The sequence below is a fragment of the Paenibacillus sp. FSL E2-0178 genome (genome assembly GCF_038593005.1).
In the GTDB taxonomy this organism is placed as follows: Bacteria; Bacillota; Bacilli; order Paenibacillales; family Paenibacillaceae; genus Paenibacillus_AQ; species Paenibacillus_AQ phytohabitans.
The window spans coordinates 5,943,428-5,963,283 of the sequence record NZ_CP151953.1; the positions used below are offsets into that span (position 1 = coordinate 5,943,428).

Here is a 19,856-nt window from a genome sequence, read left to right on the forward strand (position 1 = left end):
GAAATCGAGAGGGGCTCGGAATATGTTGCTACCAAGAAAACCGGTCTTCATTACATTGGCTCTGATTCTGATGCTAGCCGCTGTGCTGTCTGCGTGCTCGAAGTCGGGTACAGCAAGCCCTGAGACTTCCACGCCTTCCGGGAATGCCGGATCGAAGGAGAACATTACGCTGCGGATGACTGTATGGGGATCACCGGAAGAAGTGGCTCCTTACAAAAAAGCCATCCAGAACTTCGAGGCCAAGCATCCAAATGTCAAGGTTGAGCTTCAGCATATTGCCGCTGATTATGATACCAAGCTGACGACCATGGTTGCCGGAAATGATGTTCCGGATATCGCCATGATGGAATCGGGTACGATTGCCTTTCCGATGGCGGAGCAGGGCAAATTCTATAATCTCCAGGAATTTCTCGATACGGATGCCGACATCAGTCCGGATACGCTGGTTCCCAATATTACCTATTCACTGGAGCCGGGCAATGTAATTGGAATCGGACCGGGGCCGGAATCCTTCGGACTGTTCTACAATGAGGATATCTTCAAGGAAGCCGGCATTGAGCCTCCCCCGTCGAATGTGGCGGATGCCTGGACCTGGGATGAATTCGTCGAGGTCGCCAAGAAGCTGACTGTGGACACCAATGGCAAAACAGCAGCCGACCCGGACTTCGATCCCAAAAAAATTAAGCAATATGGCGCAAATCTCTCCACCTGGTGGGGGGTATACAGCAACTTTATCTATTCAAATGGCGGGGATTTCATCTCGGCGGATGGCAAGACCTTCGCGCTTAACCAGCCGGAAGCTGTTGAAGCCCTCCAGAAAATAGCCGATCTGATGAATGTGCACCACGTATCCCCTTCACCCGTGCAGTCGAAGAATATTCCGGCAACGAATGTAGCTCTCCAGACCAAGAAGGTAGCGATGACGGTGGACGGGCAATGGGCAAGCGCAGGCCTCGCCCAGTCGAAGTTCAACTTTAACGTCGGGGTCATGCCTGTAATGAAAGAGCCGGTAACCACCGTGGTCTGCGGCATGTTCTCGATCTTCAAATCCACCAAGCATCCACAGGAGACCTGGGAGCTGCTGAAGGCGCTGCTCGATCCTGAAGCCTCCATTGATATGCTTACAGCCGGAACCTGGATGCCTTCTCCCAAGGACTGGTACACCGATCCGGCGCTGCTCGCCAAATGGACGGAGAATCTGGATGCCAGACCCTCCGGCTATAAAGAAGCCATCGTCGATGTAATCTTGACCAAAGGGCATCAGACGCCGACCGGCTATGTGAAGAATTTCAACAATATTATGGATCTGGTTAATCCTGCCCTGGATAAGGTATGGCTCGGCCAGCAAACTGCCCAGGAAGCGATGGACTCAATCGCCGTAAAGGCCCAGGCCCAAATTAAGGGACGCCGTGATATCAAGGAATAACCAACTGCGAAACTAGTAGTAAGGAGCGGCGTCCGATGCCTCGTTCGCCGTTCTTTTTGCAAATATAAGAATTTATATGCTTACGCTTTAAATTATCCTTCTATTTCACGCTGAAACGGTACCGTCCGTCTAAAGGACGGCAAAGCCGTTTCTACTTGCGAAATTCGAGACTGGAGGCCGGTATGCGAAAGGGAATGTTCTATGGGCTGCTGTTCACCGCCCCCGCAATACTTGGGTTTGCCATTTTTACGCTGGGTCCCATGATCGCAAGCCTGGTGCTCAGTCTGACCAACTATAATGTGTTCAAGGATCAGACGTCTTTTGTCGGTCTGGATAATTTCGTGCGGCTGTTCTCAGGTGAGGATGAGCTGTTCTATAAATCGCTGGGAATCACCTTTTATTTCGTCGTGCTGCGTGTGCCTGCAGTTATTCTTATTTCCTTCGGCATCGCGCTTCTGCTCAATCTCAATGTAAAGGGAAGAGCCATCTTCCGTACGATTATCTATCTTCCGAGCATTGTTCCGGCGGTGGCCTCGGCCATGATCTGGATGTGGCTGCTCAATCCCGATCTGGGCCTCATCAATTCGCTGCTCAGCCGGCTGCATCTGCCGACCAGCGACTGGCTGTACGGGGAGAGCAGTGTCATCCCGTCAGTGGTTCTTACCACGCTATGGGGCATCGGCAGCACGGTGATTATTTTTCTCGCCGGACTTTCCGGTATTCCCCGGCAGTATTACGAAGCGATTGAGGTGGATGGAGGCGGCTGGTTCCGCAAGCTGAGCCACGTGACAGTTCCGATGGTCACCCCCACGATTTTTTTCAATACAATCATGACCATAATCGGCTCCTTCCAGGTCTTCAACGAAGCTTATATTCTGACGCAGGGGGGACCGAACAACCGGAGTCTTTTCTATGTATTTTATTTGTGGAGAACGGGCTTCCGGGATGCTGAAATGGGATATGCGTCTGCGCTGGCCTGGATCTTGTTCATCATTATTCTGTTCTTTACCTTTATCGTCTTCAGAACCTCGAAGTCATGGGTGTATTACGAAGGGGGGGACCGTGCTTGAGGCCATCGAAGCTATCACTTACCGCAAGCTACGGAGCGCTTATCCTGATCTCTGCCATGTTCGTCATTCCGTTTGTCTGGCTGATCCGCAGCTCGCTGATGAATTTGTCACAGATTTTCACCATGCCTCCCGAATGGATACCGAAGCCGTTTCAGTGGAGCAATTTTCATAAGGCGCTTACGGTGCTGCCGTTCGATGTTTTCTTCAAGAACACGCTGATCATCGTGGTTACGGTGCTTGTAGGGACCGTAATTACCAGCAGCATCGGGGCCTTCGGATTCTCACGGATTCAGTGGAAGGGCAGGGATACGGTGTTTGCCATCCTGATGACCAGCATGATGCTGCCGGCGGCGGTCACAATTATCCCGAGCTTTCTCGGCTGGCAGCTGATGGGTCTATACGATACGCTGTATCCGCTGATTGTACCCGCTTATTTCGGCGGCGGAATCTTCAATATCTTCCTGCTCCGGCAATTCTATCTGACGATTCCGCGAGACTTTGATGAAGCGGCCTTTGTAGACGGGGCGAATTACTGGCAGATCTATACCCGGCTCATCTTTCCGTTAAGCCGTTCCGCGATCATCGTGGTTGCCTTATTCAGCTTTCTGGCCTCCTGGAACGATTTCATGGGCCCGCTGATTTACCTGAAAAGCGACAGTCTCTTCACCCTTGCCCTGGGCCTGCAAATGTTCCAGGGTACCTACACCGCGCAGTGGGATCTGCTGATGGCGGCCTCGGCCACCGTCGTTCTGCCCTGCGTCATTGTGTTTCTGGCCGGGCAGCGTTACTTTCTGGAGGGCATTACCTTAACCGGATTAAAAGGATAAAGGAGGCGGGGAACGGAAATGGCAGAGCAACAAGCGAAGCTGTATGCCTGGCAGGGTGTGTCTTTTACGAGTATAACCATTAATGATCATTTCTGGCGGCCGCGCCTGGAGGTGCTCCGGCAGACCACTCTGCCGGACTGCTTATCCAAATGTGAGGATACCGGGCGCATCGATAACTTCGCCAAGGCCGGGGGCCTAATGGAGGGGCATTACGAAGGCAAATATTATAATGACTCGGATGTCTACAAGGTGCTTGAAGGCATAGCCTATGCGCTGATGCCCAGGCGGGATGAGGCGCTGGAAGCTGAAGCCGACCGGATTATCGGGCTGATATCGGCAGCGCAGGAAGCGGATGGATACCTTAGTGCTTACTTCACACTGGAGAATCCGCAGGGCAAATGGACGGATATGGAGAAGCACGAGATGTATAACGGCGGCCATTTGATTGAGGCGGCGGTTGCCTATTATGAAGCGACCGGTAAGCGCGGGCTGCTGGAGGTGGCCTGCCGTCTGGCCGATCATTATGATGAGGTGTTTGGCCCCGGCAAGCGGCACTGGGTGGAAGGGCATCAGGAGATTGAGCTGGCGCTGGTGAAGCTGTACCGCGTGACCAGGGCCGAGCGCTACTGGAAGCTTGCGCTGTGGCTGCTGGAGGAGCGCGGCCATGGACATGGCGCGGGCGCGATCTGGGACAATCCGGAATGGGGGCCGGCCTATTGCCAGGATGATGTTCCCGTCAGCGAGATTAAGCAGGTGACCGGGCATGCTGTTCGTGCCATGTATATGTACACGGCAATGGCGGATATTGTCCATGCTTCAGGGGATTCCGCTTATGCGGAGGCGCTGCACCGGGTCTGGAACCACACGGTGCAGCGCAACATGTATGTAACGGGCGGCATTGGGCCGTCCAGGCATAATGAAGGCTTCACCTTCGATTATGACCTGCCCAATGAAACAGCCTATTGCGAGACCTGCGCCGCCATTGCCATGGTGTTCTGGAATCACCGGATGAACCTGACGTTCGGAGACGGCAAATACGCCGATGTGGTAGAGCGTGAAATGTACAACGGCGCCTTATCCGGAATATCTCTGTCCGGGGATAAGTACTTCTATGTCAATCCGCTTGCTTCACAGGGCGGGCATCATCGTGTGCCCTGGTTCGAAACCTCCTGCTGTCCGACCAATCTGGCCCGCTTCCTGCCTTCCCTGGGCCAATACGTCTATGCGTCTGCAGAAGAAGGCCTGGTGGTCAATCAATACATGAACAGCGAGGCAGAGCTTGTGCTGGGCAGCGGACTGGGCGTCAGGCTGAAGCAAAGCACGTTGTATCCCTGGGATGGCCGGATCGAGCTTGAGGTGAACCCAGCAGCAAGTGCCGGCTTCAGCATCCGGCTGCGTGTGCCGGAATGGTGCAGGGGGTACCGGCTGGAGGCTGGCGGCGTCAGCATCAGCGGGGCCGGAGCCTTGACGGATCAAGGGTATCTGGTGCTTAACCGGCATTGGTCGCCGGGAGATACGGTTGTGCTTGAACTGGATATGCCCGTGAATCTTGTGCGGGCCAAGCCGGAGGTGGAGGCGGACAGAGGTAGGGTTGCCGTTCAGCGGGGACCCGTGGTGTACTGTCTGGAGCAGACGGATCATCCCGGATTGTCCTATGATGCCTGCTCCATTCCGGCCGGGGCGCAGTTCCGGGTGGAACATCTGCCGGAGCTGCTGGGCGGGGTGACGGTGCTGCAGAGCCGGGATGAAGAGGGCAGGCCGCTCCGGTTCATTCCCTATTACGCCTGGGACAACAGAGCGTCCGGCTTCATGCAGGTCTGGATCCGGGAACAGGAAGAGAACGGATTATACAGCTGTTAATTTGCAGGTTGCGGAGAAAGGAGGGAGGTTCGCTTGCGAGGAATTACGAACCCGATCGTGCCGGGCTGGTATGCAGACCCCGAAGCCAGGACCTATCACGGCAGGCATTATATTTATGCCACCAGATCCTTTACGGAATATACGCGGCAGATGAATCTGGATGCCTTCAGCTCCGAAGACCTGATCGATTGGAAGGTCCATGAGAGCATTATTGAAATGGATGATTTCCCCTGGATCTGGAGAGCGGTATGGGCTCCGACCCAGATAGAGCATAACGGCCGGCATTATCTTGTCTTTGCCTCGAACGATATCCAGAAGGATGGTGAAGCAGGAGGGCTGGAGATTGCCGTTGCAGATGCTCCCGAAGGCCCCTACAGGGGGTACCTCCACCGGCCGCTGATCAGCAAGTTTATTCACGGCGCTCAGCCCATTGACGCTCATCTGTTCAAGGACGATGACGGTGCAATCTATCTGTATTACGGAGGCTGGGGGCATTGCAACGTGGCCCGGATGAATGAGCAAATGACGGGTTTTGTCCCTTTCCCGGACGGACAAATGATCTGTTCTGTTACGCCGCCGGGTTATGTGGAAGGACCGTGCATGATCAGGAAGGACGGTCTGTATTATCTGATGTGGTCGCAGGGAGGGTGGACCAACGGGACCTACCGGGTGGCCTACGGTGTAAGCGATAATCCGCTGGGGCCATTCGATAACAAAGGGACCATACTGGAGAGGCAGGAGCCTCTAGCGGAAGGCCCCGGCCATCACGGATATTTACATCTTCCTGACCGTGATGAATGGCTGATCGTCTATCACCGGAGAATCATCGGAGACCCGGAGCCGGGCAACCGTATGTTATGTATTGACCGAATGGAATTCGATGCCGGCGGAATCAGGCCGATAGTAATGACAGGCGGGTGGTAAAAGCGACCGCCGCAGTTTGACGTGGGTATCCGCTTGGCGGATACTATCTGCCGAATACGGCATAAACAGGGATACCTGCCCCATCCCGCTCATACATTATAGACAGCACAGTTATGACCATTGGAGTGTGAGTCTGGATGTCCTATGAAGCGATGGATGCAATCCATACAATTGAAACCATGAATACTGTTAAAGCTGTCAGCACGGAACGTCTGGCGGGAAGATACAGCTATCTGGAACGGGAGGGGCTGCTTCCGCTGCCGGTGCAGGGAGGCGTTACGCTTGTGGTGGAGCTGCGGCATGCACAGTGGTCGGCAGAGTGCCTGCGGCTGCTGCTCCGGCACTCCGGTTCTTCTGTGCGGCTGATTGCCGTTCCGATGACTGCTGAATTTCCGCTGCAATGGTTGTCAGAGCAGTTCTCGGGGGAGCCGAATCTGGTATTTCTCCCCTTTGCCGCCGGGAATTATAGGGTGAATGAGGCCTTGGCTTATGCTGAGACCTCTTTTGCCGTTCTGCTGGAGGACCGTGTGATGGTGTCCCCCGGCTGGCTTGGCAATTTGCTGTGGCCGCCTATTGATGATCCAGCGGTGGGCGTGGTGGCTCCCCGTTCCTCCAGTGAACGAGGAGAGGGGCAGGAACAGCTGCATTTTGCCGGATACTCTGAACTGTCAGCTTATGCAGCCCACATCCTGGACAAAAGGCAAGGGGAGTGGAGGTATGCGGAGGTACTGGGCGGGTCCTGTCTGCTTATAGCAAGAGAGCTGCTGCTGAGGGTAGGAGGCTTCGATTCATCACTAGCGGAGCGCAGGCTGATCATTGCCGACTGGTGTCTGCGGGCCCGGATGCAGGGGGCAAGTCTTGCACTCAGTGATCCGGTGTATGTGCATGTTCTTCACCCGCTGGAGGAAGGCGCTGTGATTAACGCAGGCAATGCGTCATCAGCAGCGGGGGAGCGGGCATACCGCCGGAAATGGAATCTGCAGGACAGTCCTGCTGATGCGGGTCTGCTCCAGATTCCCGGTGATCTGTCCGCTTGTCTGCCGCAGCCGGTAATTCCGCTGGGCCGGCATACGGCGGAGACGCCCCTTGTGACTACTGTTGTCTATTTCGAAGAAAACTGGACGGCAGCGGATTCGCGTGAGTGGCAGCAGACGCTGCAGGAAGGCCAGAGCTACAGCAATATCCGCTGGGTGTGGGTCCGGGACAGCTGGAGCCAGTCTTTTCCCGAATTTCCGGTGCATGAGCGTGACGCTGTGATTACTGTGCATGGCGAGAAGCCCTGGCTGCACGCGCTGGAGAATATCTCGGCTCTCTATGGCAGCGAAGTCATTGTCTACTTATCCGCCTCTGCGGCATATGACAGCCGTTACATCGAGAAGCTGGTGGAAGTCCTGCAGCATAGCCGGGCGGATATCGTAGTCAGTGCGGACTATGCAGCAGAAGACCCCGGGCAGCGGCCTGGGGCAGGCGGGACAACGCAGCATCTTCCACTGGAACGCATCGCACACAGAAGCGGAATCACGCCCGGAAGGATTATGAAGCGGGAGGGCTTCTTCCGCAGTCTGGCGCTTATTCCTGATCCGGATCTGTCGGTGGGCTATGCTGGTGAGCCGGCAGGCGGCCGGGATAAGCTTCATCCGTCAGCCCCCGGCGGGGAGGGGGAGGGACACTTATGAACTATATCGTGCTTAGCCGTGTTTCCTGGGAAGATTATGAGTATAAAAGAATGCTGGAGCTGCTCCCGGACCGTGGGGAGGTCTGTTTTGCCGGACGAATGACGCCTGCCCGGCAGCGGAGCAGCGGGATCAGGTCCGTGACGCTGGCCGAATTGTACAGTCTGAATGCCAAAGAATATACGCTGCTTGTCTCTTCGCCTTATTGGCTCCCGGATGTGCTGGCGCTGCAGCCTGCTTATACTGTAGCCCTGCTGGAACTTTGTCCGGAAGGGGAGGATAGTGTTCTCTGGGACAAATACAGTGCGCTGCTCGCGGCGAAGGCCGATCTGGCGGGAACCACGTCAGAAAGGATATATCTGGAGCAGAATCTGCGCCGGAAGGGAATTGTGTATCTCAGCGGAGACCAGCCCTTATCCTACGGACTGCTCCGCCGGGAAGAGCAATTGTTCTTCCTGTCCGATTACGAAGCGATCTGGAACAGGACGCTTACGGAATTATGGCAGCCTCCCGTGGTTTCGGGTGAGGAGGCCGGCTGGCTGGACATCCAGCGCCGGCACCGCACCGCATTCTATATATCCATGTGCGCCAAGATGCCCCTCCAGCCTTCGGTGCACTATTTAGCCGCTTCTTATTTATATTTGCGGGGAGATGAAGCCGCTTCGCTGTATCTGGCCCAATCCTTCGAGCTGATGCTACTGCATGATTATACGGATTGTCTGCATTCGCATTACCGTTTCTTCTCGGCGATTGAAGCGAAGAAAGGCAATCTGGAGCATGCCGTCCGGCAATACGAAATCACGGCGTTTACGGCCGGGGAAAGGGCGAAGGCAGCGCAGATGAGGCAGTGGCTGAGTGGCGGCGAGGCGGAGCATGAGCTGCTCCGGGCAGAGATTTTCACGGTAAATGAGGATGGTGCGGCGGCAAATGAGATTCTGAGCCGGTTATCCGGGCCGGAAGCCCGGCAGCGGCTGCTGCTGAATTATATCGGAACCTTTCAGTGGGAGAAGGCGCTGCAGCTCTATGAGGAAATGGAGGCGGACGGGACGGCTGCTGCGGAGAATACTGGGCTGGGCGGATTTGCAGGATTTGCAGGAATAGCAGGGGCTCCTGAGATTCCGGGGCTTGCGGGGGGCACCGCTCCGGCGTTTGAGGATGCAGTGCAGCTTCCGGTGATTGAAGGGACACTGCATTTGCTGTATGGCCGGCGGCATGAAGCTATTCGAAGCTTCCTTCGTTCGGCGGGAGCGGACCAGGGAGCCAGACAGCTGTTTGCGGAAATGGCCGATATGGAAGAAGCCGTACAAGGCTTGAGAGGGAGGGTAATGGATGGCGAAGAGCATGCATGAACCGCTGCGCAAGGCATCCGGCAACCGCCTGACGGCGATGATGCAGGTGCGTAATGAAACCGGCCGTTATCTGGAGCAGGTGCTGGAAGAGCTGAGCGAATTTGTCGACGATATCGTAATAGTGGACGACGGCAGCACGGATGGTACGGTACGGCTGTGCAACTCTTTTGCCAAGGTTAGCAAGCTGGTGACACTGGAGCACTCTATCTTCGGCCGTGAATGGGAGCTGCGCAAAACACTCTGGGATCTGGCGGTATCTACCGGCCCGGATTGGCTGCTGTCCGTAGATGCGGATGAATTCTATGAAGACCGGGCCAAGCAGGAAATGCGGCGTTTGATCGATCAGGACGCTTACGACTGGGTAGGGTTCAGGCTGTTTGATTTCTGGGGCGGCACGACCCATTACCGGGAAGATGAGCACTGGAATATCCACACGAAGCACACGCGCACACTGGTCCGCTATCTGCCCGGCTTCTATTATTACACCCCGCGGATGGATCACCATGTCCCCCGGCTGGCGTTGTCCTATGCGGTCCTGCCGGGCTTCCTGGCCGAGCTGCGGGTGAAGCACTACGGCTGGGCACTGGAACCCGAAGAGCTGCGCCGCAAATACGACCGCTACATGGAGCTTGACCCCGAAGGAAAATGGGGAAGCCTTGAACAGTACCGCTCCATTCTGGATGAGCATCCCCGGCTGGTGGAGTGGAGGGAATAGGGGGGGGGGCAGAGGCCGGGAAGGAACTGGGTGTCTAACTGAACAACTAACTGAACGACTAGCTGAACAACTGACTGAACAACTGACTGAACGATTAGCTGAACGACTAACTGAACGACTAACTGAACGACTAACTGAACGACTGACTGAACATCTGACTGAACATCTGACTGAACATCTGACTGAACGACTAGCTGAACGACTAACTAAACAACTAACTGAACACTTAACTGTAAATCTCTATTGGCTGGACTTAAGGTTGCAGCTTATAAAACTAATTCTACACCCTGCGATTATCTGGACCTCCTGACGGTTGCAGTTGCCGCAGGAATTCCCCGGTTCATCCGCCCGCTTTCTGCGGTGGAAAGCGTAATTTTTATAAAATCCTGCACATAATACAACATTTTTCTCAGGATATCGGCTCAAATCCGAAAATGTTGTATAAAATGCAGGATTTTTCCTTTTTCAAGCGATTTAGCAGGAGGATTGTTGTATTTCTTACAACAATTCTCCCAAACACCCAGTTATCTATAGGTAGAAGTTGCATAACGTACAACATTTAGGTCTGCGGTGCATACTGAGAAGTCTCCATGTTGCCGGAAACGAATAAAAGTGATAAATATTTACGTATTCTGCTATCCCGCAGTGTTTGAACGTTAACTTTCGGGGTTGTTGTCTAAATTCAGTTTATCTAACTGTTATATCTAATCGTATATCTAACCGCTAATTTAACTCTAAGCCTAAACAAACCGGGGAGCTTGTTCTATGCTTTTACACAAACTTCTTGATGTTACTTTGGGAGCAGCGGGCGGAGGGTGGGAGGCGGAAATACCTTTGATAGCGCTGGAAGTGGTCGATGTGGGGAATAGGCGATACGAATACCTTTGATTGCGCTAGGAGTGGGCGGGATGGGAAATGAGTAATATTACTGGGCTTGTCCTCAAATGATGAAATGACTCCATTCTGCTGTATGTGCAAGCAGAATGGATTGAAGCGGCTGGCTATCTGCATTTCTATCTATCGTGCGTCATGCAATCAGCTGATGACAGCCAGTATAGAGTAGGGTTGAGTGATGCTGAGGTGTTACTGAGTGTGCTGAGTGATGCTGAGTGATACTGAGTGATACTGAGTGATGCTGAGTGATGCTGAGTGATGCGGAGTGATGCGGAGTGATGCGGAGTGATGCGGAGTGATGCTGAGTGATGCTGAGTGTTGCTGAGTATTACTGAGTGTTGCTGAGTGTGCTGAGAGTTGTTGAGTATTACTGAGTGATGCTGAGTATTGTTGAGTGTGCTGAGTGTTGCTGACTGTCGCTGAGGCCCATAGAGTGTTACGAGACCTTTTAGCAGTTTCTATAAATTTTAAGTTCTATTAATGTTGTGAGAGATACTGAGAAGCGGTTCCTGGCAGCTAAGGTCCGTGTCACGGTGCTGCCTGGAGGGCGGACTTTACAAGCAGCAGCCAGGGGATGCTGCCGGAAACGACAGGTATTCCTTGCGGGTGAACCTTGGCTGCGAGCAGCAAGTTGTGGTAGCTGAGGCCAATGGCTGCCGCAGGTCCGCCGGATTGTCGCAGCGCCTGTTCGTCAGCGGGGTCAAGCCGGGGAAGCAGCCCGCAAGAATTAGCCATCGCTGCGTATAGCAGCCACTCGGCAGCATCGCAGGGCGAGCTGTAAAAATGAGCTTGCCCGGTATACATAGTGAACCACTGCTCCTTAACCGGAGCAGGAGCGTGCAGCAGTCCGTAGAGCAGAGGCTGGGGCAAGCGGCTCCAATAGAAACGTGAAGCTGCCATTGGACTGAATAACAGCAGCAGAGTATACCAAGCGCCTGTCTGGACCAGCAGTTGTGCGGCGTAAGAAATATCCGGAAAGCTTAACGGTGTAACGGGGCTGAGCTCAGGATGGGTTGAGCTGCCGGAAGGCGGAGCAGAACTGTCTGCGTGTTCGTCAGCGGTGCGCTGCGGGACGGCGGAATTGCTGGATTCAGCATGCCGGGGACCTCTTTCCCGCCATCTGTCAGTTCCCGCAGCTTCAGCAGGCTCATCGGCCGCACATTCCGTATGCGCATCCGGCTCCCGCTCTGCCGGATGAGCTGATGCACCGGCGGTCTGCTGCGCGAGCCAGCGGTGCACAGCAGCAATGCCTGGCCTGTGCCGGGCCAGGCGCTCCAGCCATTGTCCTGCTGCAGCGGGCCCGCCGCTGCGGCAGGACAAGGCCCACAGATAGCCGGATATCCATGGCTGATCCGGCTCATCCAGCAGCATCCGTTCCAGCCGGACGGATGCGGTACAAGGCTGTTCCGGGTCCCGGAACAGCGTATCCAGCAGCACCTGCAGAACCTGCCGGATGGCTTCCGGCAGATGCGGTGCTGCGCTGAGCGCCGCCAGCCACCCGGCGGCGCGGGCATTGAGTGCGGCAGGCACCAGCCTGCTCAGCACTCTCTGGGGCAAGGCAGGGAGCAGCTGACGGGTGATGGCCGTCAGCTGCTCCTCTTGTCCGGACAGCAGGCACAGCGGTGCCAGCTGTGCCCAGGCGGCGGAATCGTCAGGGGTGTAGACCAGGACCTGCCTGTAATGGTCCAGCGCCTCCTGATATAGAAACAGCTGCTCGCAGACCTGCCCGGTGAATAAGCGGGTGCGGCTTGTGCCGCTGCCGGAGGAGGAGGGATATTTATGCGCGGTATTACCGCTGTCCAGCGCCCGCTGAAGCAGATCGTAAGCCCGCCATAACTCCCCTTGTTCCATCAGTAGCCCGGCATAGCTCTCCAGCAGATCCGTGAAATCTGCATACAGAATGCTCCCGGCCTCGTAGACAGCCTGAGCCTCTTCCGGACGTCCTCCGGCCTCCAAAGCGTAGGCTGTTTTGAGGTAAAGGTCAGCGGTATATCCGGAGTCAGCCGGAACTTCTTCCAGCAGCGGGAGGAGAACCTCCGCCGCAGCATTGTAGTTTCCCTGCTGGTAATACTCCGTACCCAGTGCGTACCGCAGATGGATGCTGCGGGGTTCAAGATGCAGAGCGGAGTGGATCAGCTCCAGATTGCGGCTGGTTTTATGCTTGCGCTGCAGCTCACCATCCAGATACCCATAGTGATGCACCGGCAGAGCTGCGTATGCGATATGTCCTCCCGGCAGGCTCCAGATACTGGAGGCCACCTCCTCATGAATGCTGCCGCGAAACAGGATGCGTTCATCATTGCGGAACAGCCGGCACACATTGTCCGTAACATAATCTCCTTCGGAGAACTCACCCACATAGTGGATAAAAGGCAGAAAATAACCGTCAGCACTCTGCGTCTCCAGCAGCCGCTCCACCTCTTCCGGCTTCCAGCCTGCGATTGCTTCATCCGCATCCAGCACTAGAATCCAGGTATAGGAGGCCAGCCGCAGTGCCCGGTTCCTGGCCTTGGAGAAATCATGCTCCCAGGGCACCTCAATGACCCGGGCACCGGACCTGCGGGCGATCTCCATGCTGCCATCCGTCGAGCCGGTATCGGCAATGATGATCTCGGAGACCAATCCCTGCACGGATCTCAGACATTTCTCCAGATGCTGCGCCTCGTTCTTAATAATCATGCAGAGCGATAGCCCTGGATTATGCATAGTCAGAAGCTCCTTCCTAATCAGCGGGTCTGGGAAGCGGAAGTGCGAGACGTGCTCTTGCGGCCGCCGGGGAAAAGCCGGATGAAGCCTCCAGCGTAGCCAGTACCTTGTCAGCGAGGGATATCCAGGGCTGTACCGCTGAAGCCGCAGATTCGGAGGCGGACATTGTCCCGCCTGTTGTTCGGGCAATCGCAGGATGCTGAAGCAGCGCTGCGATATCGCCGTACGTCAGCTCTGCTGCGGGAATGGCTTCCGCCCGCTGAAGCAGCCGAATCAGAGAATCGGCAGATGCTGCCTCCGGTTCTCCAGCGTAATCTTGCCCTTTCTCAGCATGCGCCCCCGAACTACGTTCATTTGCACCAACCTCCCGCGCAACTGTTTCCCCCGCAGCAAGCTCTCCCTCACCAAACTCCCGAACGACCTGCTCTCCTGCAGCATCCTCATTCACCCCGCCGCCCAACACATCAGCCGCCGCCGCATAACAACCGTCCGTTACCAGCAGCCGCACAAGCTCCGGGCGCTGCTCCGCCAGGATGACGGGCAAATGCTCGGCCAGCCAGCCCTTGATCTCAAGCTCACGCCCGGCGCATTTGAACAGCCGCACTAGCCGGGTGACCAGCGGCAAGGGCTCCGGATGGAGCTGAGCCGCCCTGGTGTAACAGGCTATCGCTTCATTATCCTCGCCGATCTGCTGGCATGCCTGCCCCAGAAGAGTTCGGGTAAGGTAAGTGCCGAGACCGGATTCCGTATGGTAGGCGGGAGGCGAAGCTCCGATGTCCAGCGCCCGGCCCAGCGCAGCTTTGGCCTCGGCAAAAGCCGACACCTGCAGCAGCAAAGCCCCTTTTATATGATGAAGATCGGGATAGTCCGGGAAGAGGGCAAGGCCCCGTTCACAAGCCTCCAGCGCACCCGGGAGATCACCTGTTACAGCCAGGCAGCGGATTTCGTATTTATACAGCAGATGAATATAGCTCGTATCCGGCTCCACATGGTCCAGCGAGGTCAGGATATGCTCAAGGGCATGCCCGTAATCGCCCAGCCGCATATATTCTACCGCCATATTGAAATGATGAAAAGCATCCCCCGGATTCAGCCTCAGCTGTTCCTTAAGCAGCCCGATATTGCGGCTGATTTTATCTTTCTTCTCCACAACCCCGTCGGCATACCCGTAATGATGAACCACAACGGTGCTCATATGCATCGCGGCCGCCGGGGTTTCCTGCACAATCACAGCGGCAATCTGCTCATGAATAATTCCGCTGAAACGATAGTTCGGGCAGCGCTTAAACATGCGGAGAATCGGATTGACCGTAATGGTCTGCGAGGCGCGGTCCGTCCCCTTATGGTTATGAATCCGCACAAAAAACGCCTCATACTCCGTATGCTCCGCGCACACCAGCAATTCTTTTTTACTCCCGGGCTCCAGTTCTTCATCCGCATCCAGCACCAGAATCCAGCTTCCACGCGCCCCGGCCAGACCAGCATTGCGTGCGGACGCGAAATCCCCGGTCCAGGGGAACGGGATGATCCGGGCACCGAAGCTGCGGGCGATGGAAACCGTGGAGTCGGTGCTGCCTGTATCCACAATTATAATTTCATCGGCAACACCGCGGACACTCTGCAGACAGCGTGCCAAAGTGTCGGCTTCATTTTTGACGATCATGCATAAGGAGATCAGCGGTTTGCGCGGTGTTTTTTTCATAAGCTCAGGTCTGCTCCTCTCTGCCGCTGTTTGTAATTCCAAGCCGTATGCCAGGGCGTGCGGTTCAGCACCTCGATGGAATGGGCAATCGCTGCCCGATCCTCCTGAAGAGGCCCGTGGGCCTTCTCCCCCTTGAAGCTGTTTGCAACTTCTCCAAGCCCCAGCTCCGCCAAATGCAGATAACAGAGCGCCAATCCGGCACTGGCTGCCTCATCCCTGGGAGCTCCTTCGAGCGAAAGCCGGTACCAGTCCGCTGCTTCGGCATAATGCCCTTTATCCGCCAGCATCTCTCCGAGATACCGCAGTGTCGAGCCCCGCGCTTCTTTGCTGCTGACCAGACGGATGAACAGCTCCCCCGCCTCCGCCCGCCAGCCTTCTTCATAGAGCGCCTCCGCCAGATCGCCTGTATAAGCAGGAAAACGCTCCACAAGCAGCTTACCCAGTGTCACAAGCTCCAGCTTCACAGCGAGCCGGATTACCTCGGTAATGAGCGTAGAGTGGCTGGAATCGGCAACGGCTGCTTGCGGTAGGACTGCTTCTGACGACAGCTGTGTATCGATAAAAAGCAATCCGGAGCGCAGCTCCGCAGGTGATTGCAACCATTTCTCCTGCTGGAGCTTCTCGCCAAGCTCCCACGTACAGACCGCTTCAAGGAGCCATAGCTGCCGCATAGTCTCTGTATCCAATTCCCCGGGAGACAGCAACAAGGGTTGTGCCCGCAGCTTGGCTGCAGTCCTGCTGAACGCATGATATTTCCCGGTGCTGACCCAGGAAGAGAGGATAAGCAGCACAGTATCTGTCTCCAGCGGAAAAAGCTCTGGCGGCAGCTCAGCAATTACCTTATAAGCGCCAAGCTCATATAAAGTGCGGATAATTGCGCCTCTTGCTGCGCTCTGCCCGGTACCGGACAGCTGCATTAGCAGCCCGGCGATGTCCTCATCCGGCACCTCCAGCTGCTGGAAGGCAGAGGCGATACCCTGCATCGCCGGGAGATACAGCGAATGATGCTGCAGTGAACGGTGGAACAGACGGGCGGCCTCCTCCTGCTTGCCAAGCTGCTGTGAGATGACCCCCATGCGGTGCAGCGGGCGGAAGCTGTCCATGCCTTGTTCACTGACATAAGCTCTGTGCGGAGCAGCGGCGGAGGAAGTGTCCACTGCATGCTGGTAAGACTGATACGCACGATCAGGAAGCCCCTGGCTCTCCCAGGACTGGCCCTGAATATAATGTAAGTCGGGATAATCGCCATAACGCGTAAGCTCGCGTGTCAGGAGGCTGTCGAGCGCTTTTACTTTACCGGTGGCCAGATAGATTTTGCATAGATCACGAATCATGGACGGACGGTAGGAGACCTGAAGCGGAGCATGGCCAAGCGTATGGCGCAGCAGTTCTTCGGCTTCCTTCAGCCGCCCGTCCTGACAGCAGGTGACCGCCAGATTATAGCTGTAAAAGGCATCGTCCGGCTCTTCTTCCAGCGCAAGGCGCAGCAGCTGTTCGTTGCGGCTGATTTTATTTTTGGCGCTCATAATGGAGGGCAGGTAGCCGAGGTGAATGATCTCTATGCTGCTGGTTCCGATTGCGGCGGCTCCATGTATTTTTAAGATAGAGGGATCTACACTTTCATGAATTCTTCCGCTGAAAAGATAGCCCTGTCCATTGCGGAATAACCGCACATTGCTGTGATACAGACGGTCCTCCGGATTACTCCCCAGCCAGTTCTCTATGCGCACTGTATAAGCTTCGGCTGTGCTGCCTTGAAGGATGTCCTTGATTGACTCTATGGAAGTCTGCAGTACTTCATCCGCATCCAGCACCAGTATCCAGTCGGTATTCGCGCAGGACAATCCGGTATTGCGTGCTGCCGAGAAATCATTACTCCACCCGACCGCATATACGTCAGCCCCATAAGCCCGGGCAATGTCCATCGTTTGATCTGAAGAGCCGGTATCGGTAACGATGATTTCATCGGAACCATTCAGACTGGCAAGACAGCGGGGCAGGAGCTCGGCTTCATTTTTGACAATCAGCTGCACTCCAAGCGTGGGTTTGGCAGGTTTATTCACGATTGTTCCTCCTTGGCGGGCCATATCATTCGGTACTGCTTATTGCTGGTTGAGGCACAGGGTCGCGTTTTGCCGTCTTATGTAGAAGCAGAATGCTGCACAGGAAAGAGTACATGGATATCCATGCACTCTTTGCTTCTGCATCATATGACGGGCATTTCTTTTACGTTCCTTGTGCATCAAAAATGACATTAAGCGTAGAAGCCGCACCCGGCGTAGAGGATTGATAGGAGAGGCGGGTGTATTTCAGGAACCGTGCAGGCACGATGACGTCAACCGAACCAGCCGGCAGCGGATTGTCGCCTGTAGTATCCACGAAATAGTTAGTTCCGTCCGCGCTGATCTCAACACGGGTATTCACCGGATTGGCTCCGGTATTCACAATGAAGTAAGAATAGGTGCCCAGTACGCTGGTAGTATTGGCCGGCAAAGGCGTGTAGGTATCTGAAGTTGCAATTCCGGTTGTAGCCAGCTCAATAAAGCTGCGTTGTGAAATCGAGGTTACGCTGCTCAGCGTACCGGCAGTAATTGTAGCCCCGAGCACACTAGTAATCGTACCGGCGAGGATGTTAGTAACCGTACCAGCGGACGACAATGTACCGGCAGTAATCGTAGCCCCGAGCACGCTAGTAATCGTACCGGCGAGGATGTTGGTAATTGTACCAGCTGAAGACAATGTACCGGCAGTGATGGTAGCACCAAGCACACTGGTGATAGTACCGGCTAGGATGTTGGTAATTGTACCAGCGGATGATAATGTACCGGCAGTGATGGTAGCACCAAGCACACTGGTGATTGTACCGGCGAGGATGTTAGTAACCGTACCAGCCGAAGACAACGTACCTGCAGTGACCGTAGCCCCGAGCACGCTGGTGATCGTACCATCGAGCAGGTTAGTAACCGTACCAGCGGATGATAATGTACCAGCAGTAATGGTAGCGCCGAGCACGCTAGTAATCGTACCGTCGAGCAGGTTAGTAACCGTACCAGCGGATGACAATGTACCAGCAGTGATTGTAGCGCCAAGCACGCTAGTGATGGTACCGTCGAGCAGGTTAGTAACCGTACCAGCGGATGACAATGTACCAGCAGTGATCGTAGCGCCGAGCACGCTGGTAATCGTACCGTCCAGCAGGTTGGTTAACGTACCAGCAGTAATCGTAGCGCCAAGCACACTAGTAATCGTACCGTCGAGCAGGTTAGTAACCGTACCAGCGGATGACAATGTACCAGCAGTAATCGTAGCCCCGAGCACGCTGGTGATCGTACCATCGAGCAGGTTAGTAACCGTACCAGCGGATGATAATGTACCAGCAGTGATCGTAGCGCCAAGCACGCTGGTGATCGTACCATCGAGCAGGTTAGTAACCGTACCAGCGGATGATAATGTACCAGCAGTAATGGTAGCCCCGAGCACGCTAGTGATCGTACCGGCGAGGATGTTGGTAATTGTACCAGCCGATGATAATGTACCAGCAGTAATGGTAGCGCCGAGCACGCTAGTGATCGTACCGTCCAGCAGGTTGGTTAACGTACCGGCAGTAATGGTAGCGCCGAGCACGCTAGTGATCGTACCGGCGAGGATGTTGGTAATTGTACCGGCCGACGATAATGTACCGGCAGTAATCGTAGCCCCGAGCACGCTAGTGATCGTACCGTCCAGCAGGTTGGTTAACGTACCAGCAGTAATCGTAGCGCCAAGCACGCTAGTGATCGTACCATCTAACAGATTGGTAACCGTACCAGCCGAAGACAATGTACCAGCAGTGATGGTAGCGCCAAGCACACTAGTAATCGTACCATCGAGCAGGTTAGTAACCGTACCGGCGGATGACAATGTACCAGCAGTAATCGTAGCACCGAGCACGCTAGTGATCGTACCGTCCAGCAGGTTAGTAACCGTACCAGCCGAAGACAATGTACCAGCAGTAATCGTAGCGCCAAGCACGCTGGTAATGGTACCGGCAAGGATGTTAGTAACCGTACCAGCGGATGATAATGTACCGGCAGTAATGGTAGCGCCGAGCACGCTAGTGATCGTACCGTCCAGCAGGTTGGTTAACGTACCAGCAGTAATTGTAGCCCCGAGCACGCTAGTGATCGTACCGGCGAGGATGTTGGTAATTGTACCAGCCGATGATAATGTACCAGCAGTAATGGTAGCGCCGAGCACGCTAGTAATCGTACCATCCAACAGGTTAGTAACTGTACCAGCCGAAGACAACGTACCAGCAGTAATCGTAGCCCCGAGCACGCTAGTAATCGTACCGGCAAGGATGTTAGTAACCGTACCAGCTGACGATAATGTACCAGCAGTAATGGTCGCTCCAAGCACGCTGGTAATCGTACCGGCAAGGATGTTAGTAACCGTACCGGCAGATGTTAATGTACCAGCAGTAATCGTAGCCCCGAGCACGCTGGAGATGGTTCCGTTTAAGATAACGGTGGTCAGATTTCCGCTGGCATCCGTTGTCAGTGGGCGGTCAATCAGAGTCGAAGGGTCCCGGCCGAAAATAAGCGTGCGCAGATTGTCCGGATTGGCTTGAAATGAACTGAAATTCGGCAAAGTTATTCATCCTTTCTTCATAGAATGGATATCGTCTGCTTACTCATGAAAAAACCCAAACCGTCGTCTGGGTCTCAAGCA

The 19,856-nt window shown here is 55.1% G+C and carries 12 protein-coding genes; 8 read left to right on the plus strand and 4 right to left on the minus strand.

Annotated features, from left to right (window positions below):
- The first annotated feature begins 22 nt into the window (after window positions 1–22).
- From MHI42_RS25985 to MHI42_RS26020, 8 genes are all read left to right on the plus strand, one after another.
- On the plus strand, window positions 23–1,426 hold the full coding sequence (locus tag MHI42_RS25985; protein WP_342421070.1) for a sugar ABC transporter substrate-binding protein: 1,404 nt from the start codon (window positions 23–25) through the stop codon (window positions 1,424–1,426).
- A 182-nt stretch (window positions 1,427–1,608) separates the two neighbouring features.
- Window positions 1,609–2,496 (plus strand): sugar ABC transporter permease, encoded by an 888-nt coding sequence (locus MHI42_RS25990; RefSeq protein ID WP_039307163.1) that lies wholly within the window; start codon window positions 1,609–1,611, stop codon window positions 2,494–2,496.
- On the plus strand, window positions 2,493–3,323 hold the full coding sequence (locus MHI42_RS25995) for a carbohydrate ABC transporter permease (protein ID WP_039307165.1): 831 nt from the start codon (window positions 2,493–2,495) through the stop codon (window positions 3,321–3,323). Before MHI42_RS25990 ends, MHI42_RS25995 begins: the two co-directional genes overlap by 4 nt.
- A gap of 18 nt (window positions 3,324–3,341) precedes the next feature.
- The gene (locus MHI42_RS26000; RefSeq protein ID WP_342421072.1) at window positions 3,342–5,183 is read left to right on the plus strand and encodes a beta-L-arabinofuranosidase domain-containing protein; all 1,842 of its coding nucleotides are present in this window, start codon (window positions 3,342–3,344) and stop codon (window positions 5,181–5,183) included.
- A 33-nt stretch (window positions 5,184–5,216) separates the two neighbouring features.
- Complete coding sequence (locus MHI42_RS26005) at window positions 5,217–6,107, plus strand: glycoside hydrolase family 43 protein (protein ID WP_342421074.1); 891 nt, start codon at window positions 5,217–5,219, stop codon at window positions 6,105–6,107.
- Between the two features lie 179 nt (window positions 6,108–6,286).
- Entirely contained in the window at window positions 6,287–7,783 is a 1,497-nt protein-coding gene (locus tag MHI42_RS26010) for a hypothetical protein (protein ID WP_342421075.1), read from the plus strand.
- Window positions 7,780–9,129 (plus strand): hypothetical protein, encoded by a 1,350-nt coding sequence (locus MHI42_RS26015; protein WP_342421076.1) that lies wholly within the window; start codon window positions 7,780–7,782, stop codon window positions 9,127–9,129. The genes MHI42_RS26010 and MHI42_RS26015 overlap by 4 nt, the downstream gene beginning before the upstream one ends.
- A complete protein-coding gene (locus MHI42_RS26020; protein WP_342421077.1) occupies window positions 9,110–9,844 on the plus strand; it encodes a glycosyltransferase in 735 nt (244 codons plus the stop codon). The genes MHI42_RS26015 and MHI42_RS26020 overlap by 20 nt, the downstream gene beginning before the upstream one ends.
- Window positions 9,845–11,266: 1,422 nt before the next feature.
- Here the strand turns inward: MHI42_RS26020 and MHI42_RS26025 are convergent.
- The 4 genes from MHI42_RS26025 to MHI42_RS26040 form a co-directional block, all read right to left on the minus strand.
- Entirely contained in the window at window positions 11,267–13,444 is a 2,178-nt protein-coding gene (locus MHI42_RS26025; RefSeq protein ID WP_342421078.1) for a glycosyltransferase, read from the minus strand.
- A 16-nt stretch (window positions 13,445–13,460) separates the two neighbouring features.
- The gene (locus MHI42_RS26030; RefSeq protein WP_342421079.1) at window positions 13,461–15,146 is read right to left on the minus strand and encodes a glycosyltransferase; all 1,686 of its coding nucleotides are present in this window, start codon (window positions 15,144–15,146) and stop codon (window positions 13,461–13,463) included.
- On the minus strand, window positions 15,143–17,209 hold the full coding sequence (locus MHI42_RS26035) for a glycosyltransferase (RefSeq protein ID WP_342421080.1): 2,067 nt from the start codon (window positions 17,207–17,209) through the stop codon (window positions 15,143–15,145). Before MHI42_RS26035 ends, MHI42_RS26030 begins: the two co-directional genes overlap by 4 nt.
- 163 nt (window positions 17,210–17,372) lie before the next feature.
- Window positions 17,373–19,775 carry a DUF6385 domain-containing protein gene (locus MHI42_RS26040; protein ID WP_342421081.1) on the minus strand — a complete coding sequence of 801 codons (2,403 nt, stop codon included), beginning with the start codon at window positions 19,773–19,775 and terminating at the stop codon, window positions 17,373–17,375.
- Between the last annotated feature and the right edge of the window lie 81 nt (window positions 19,776–19,856).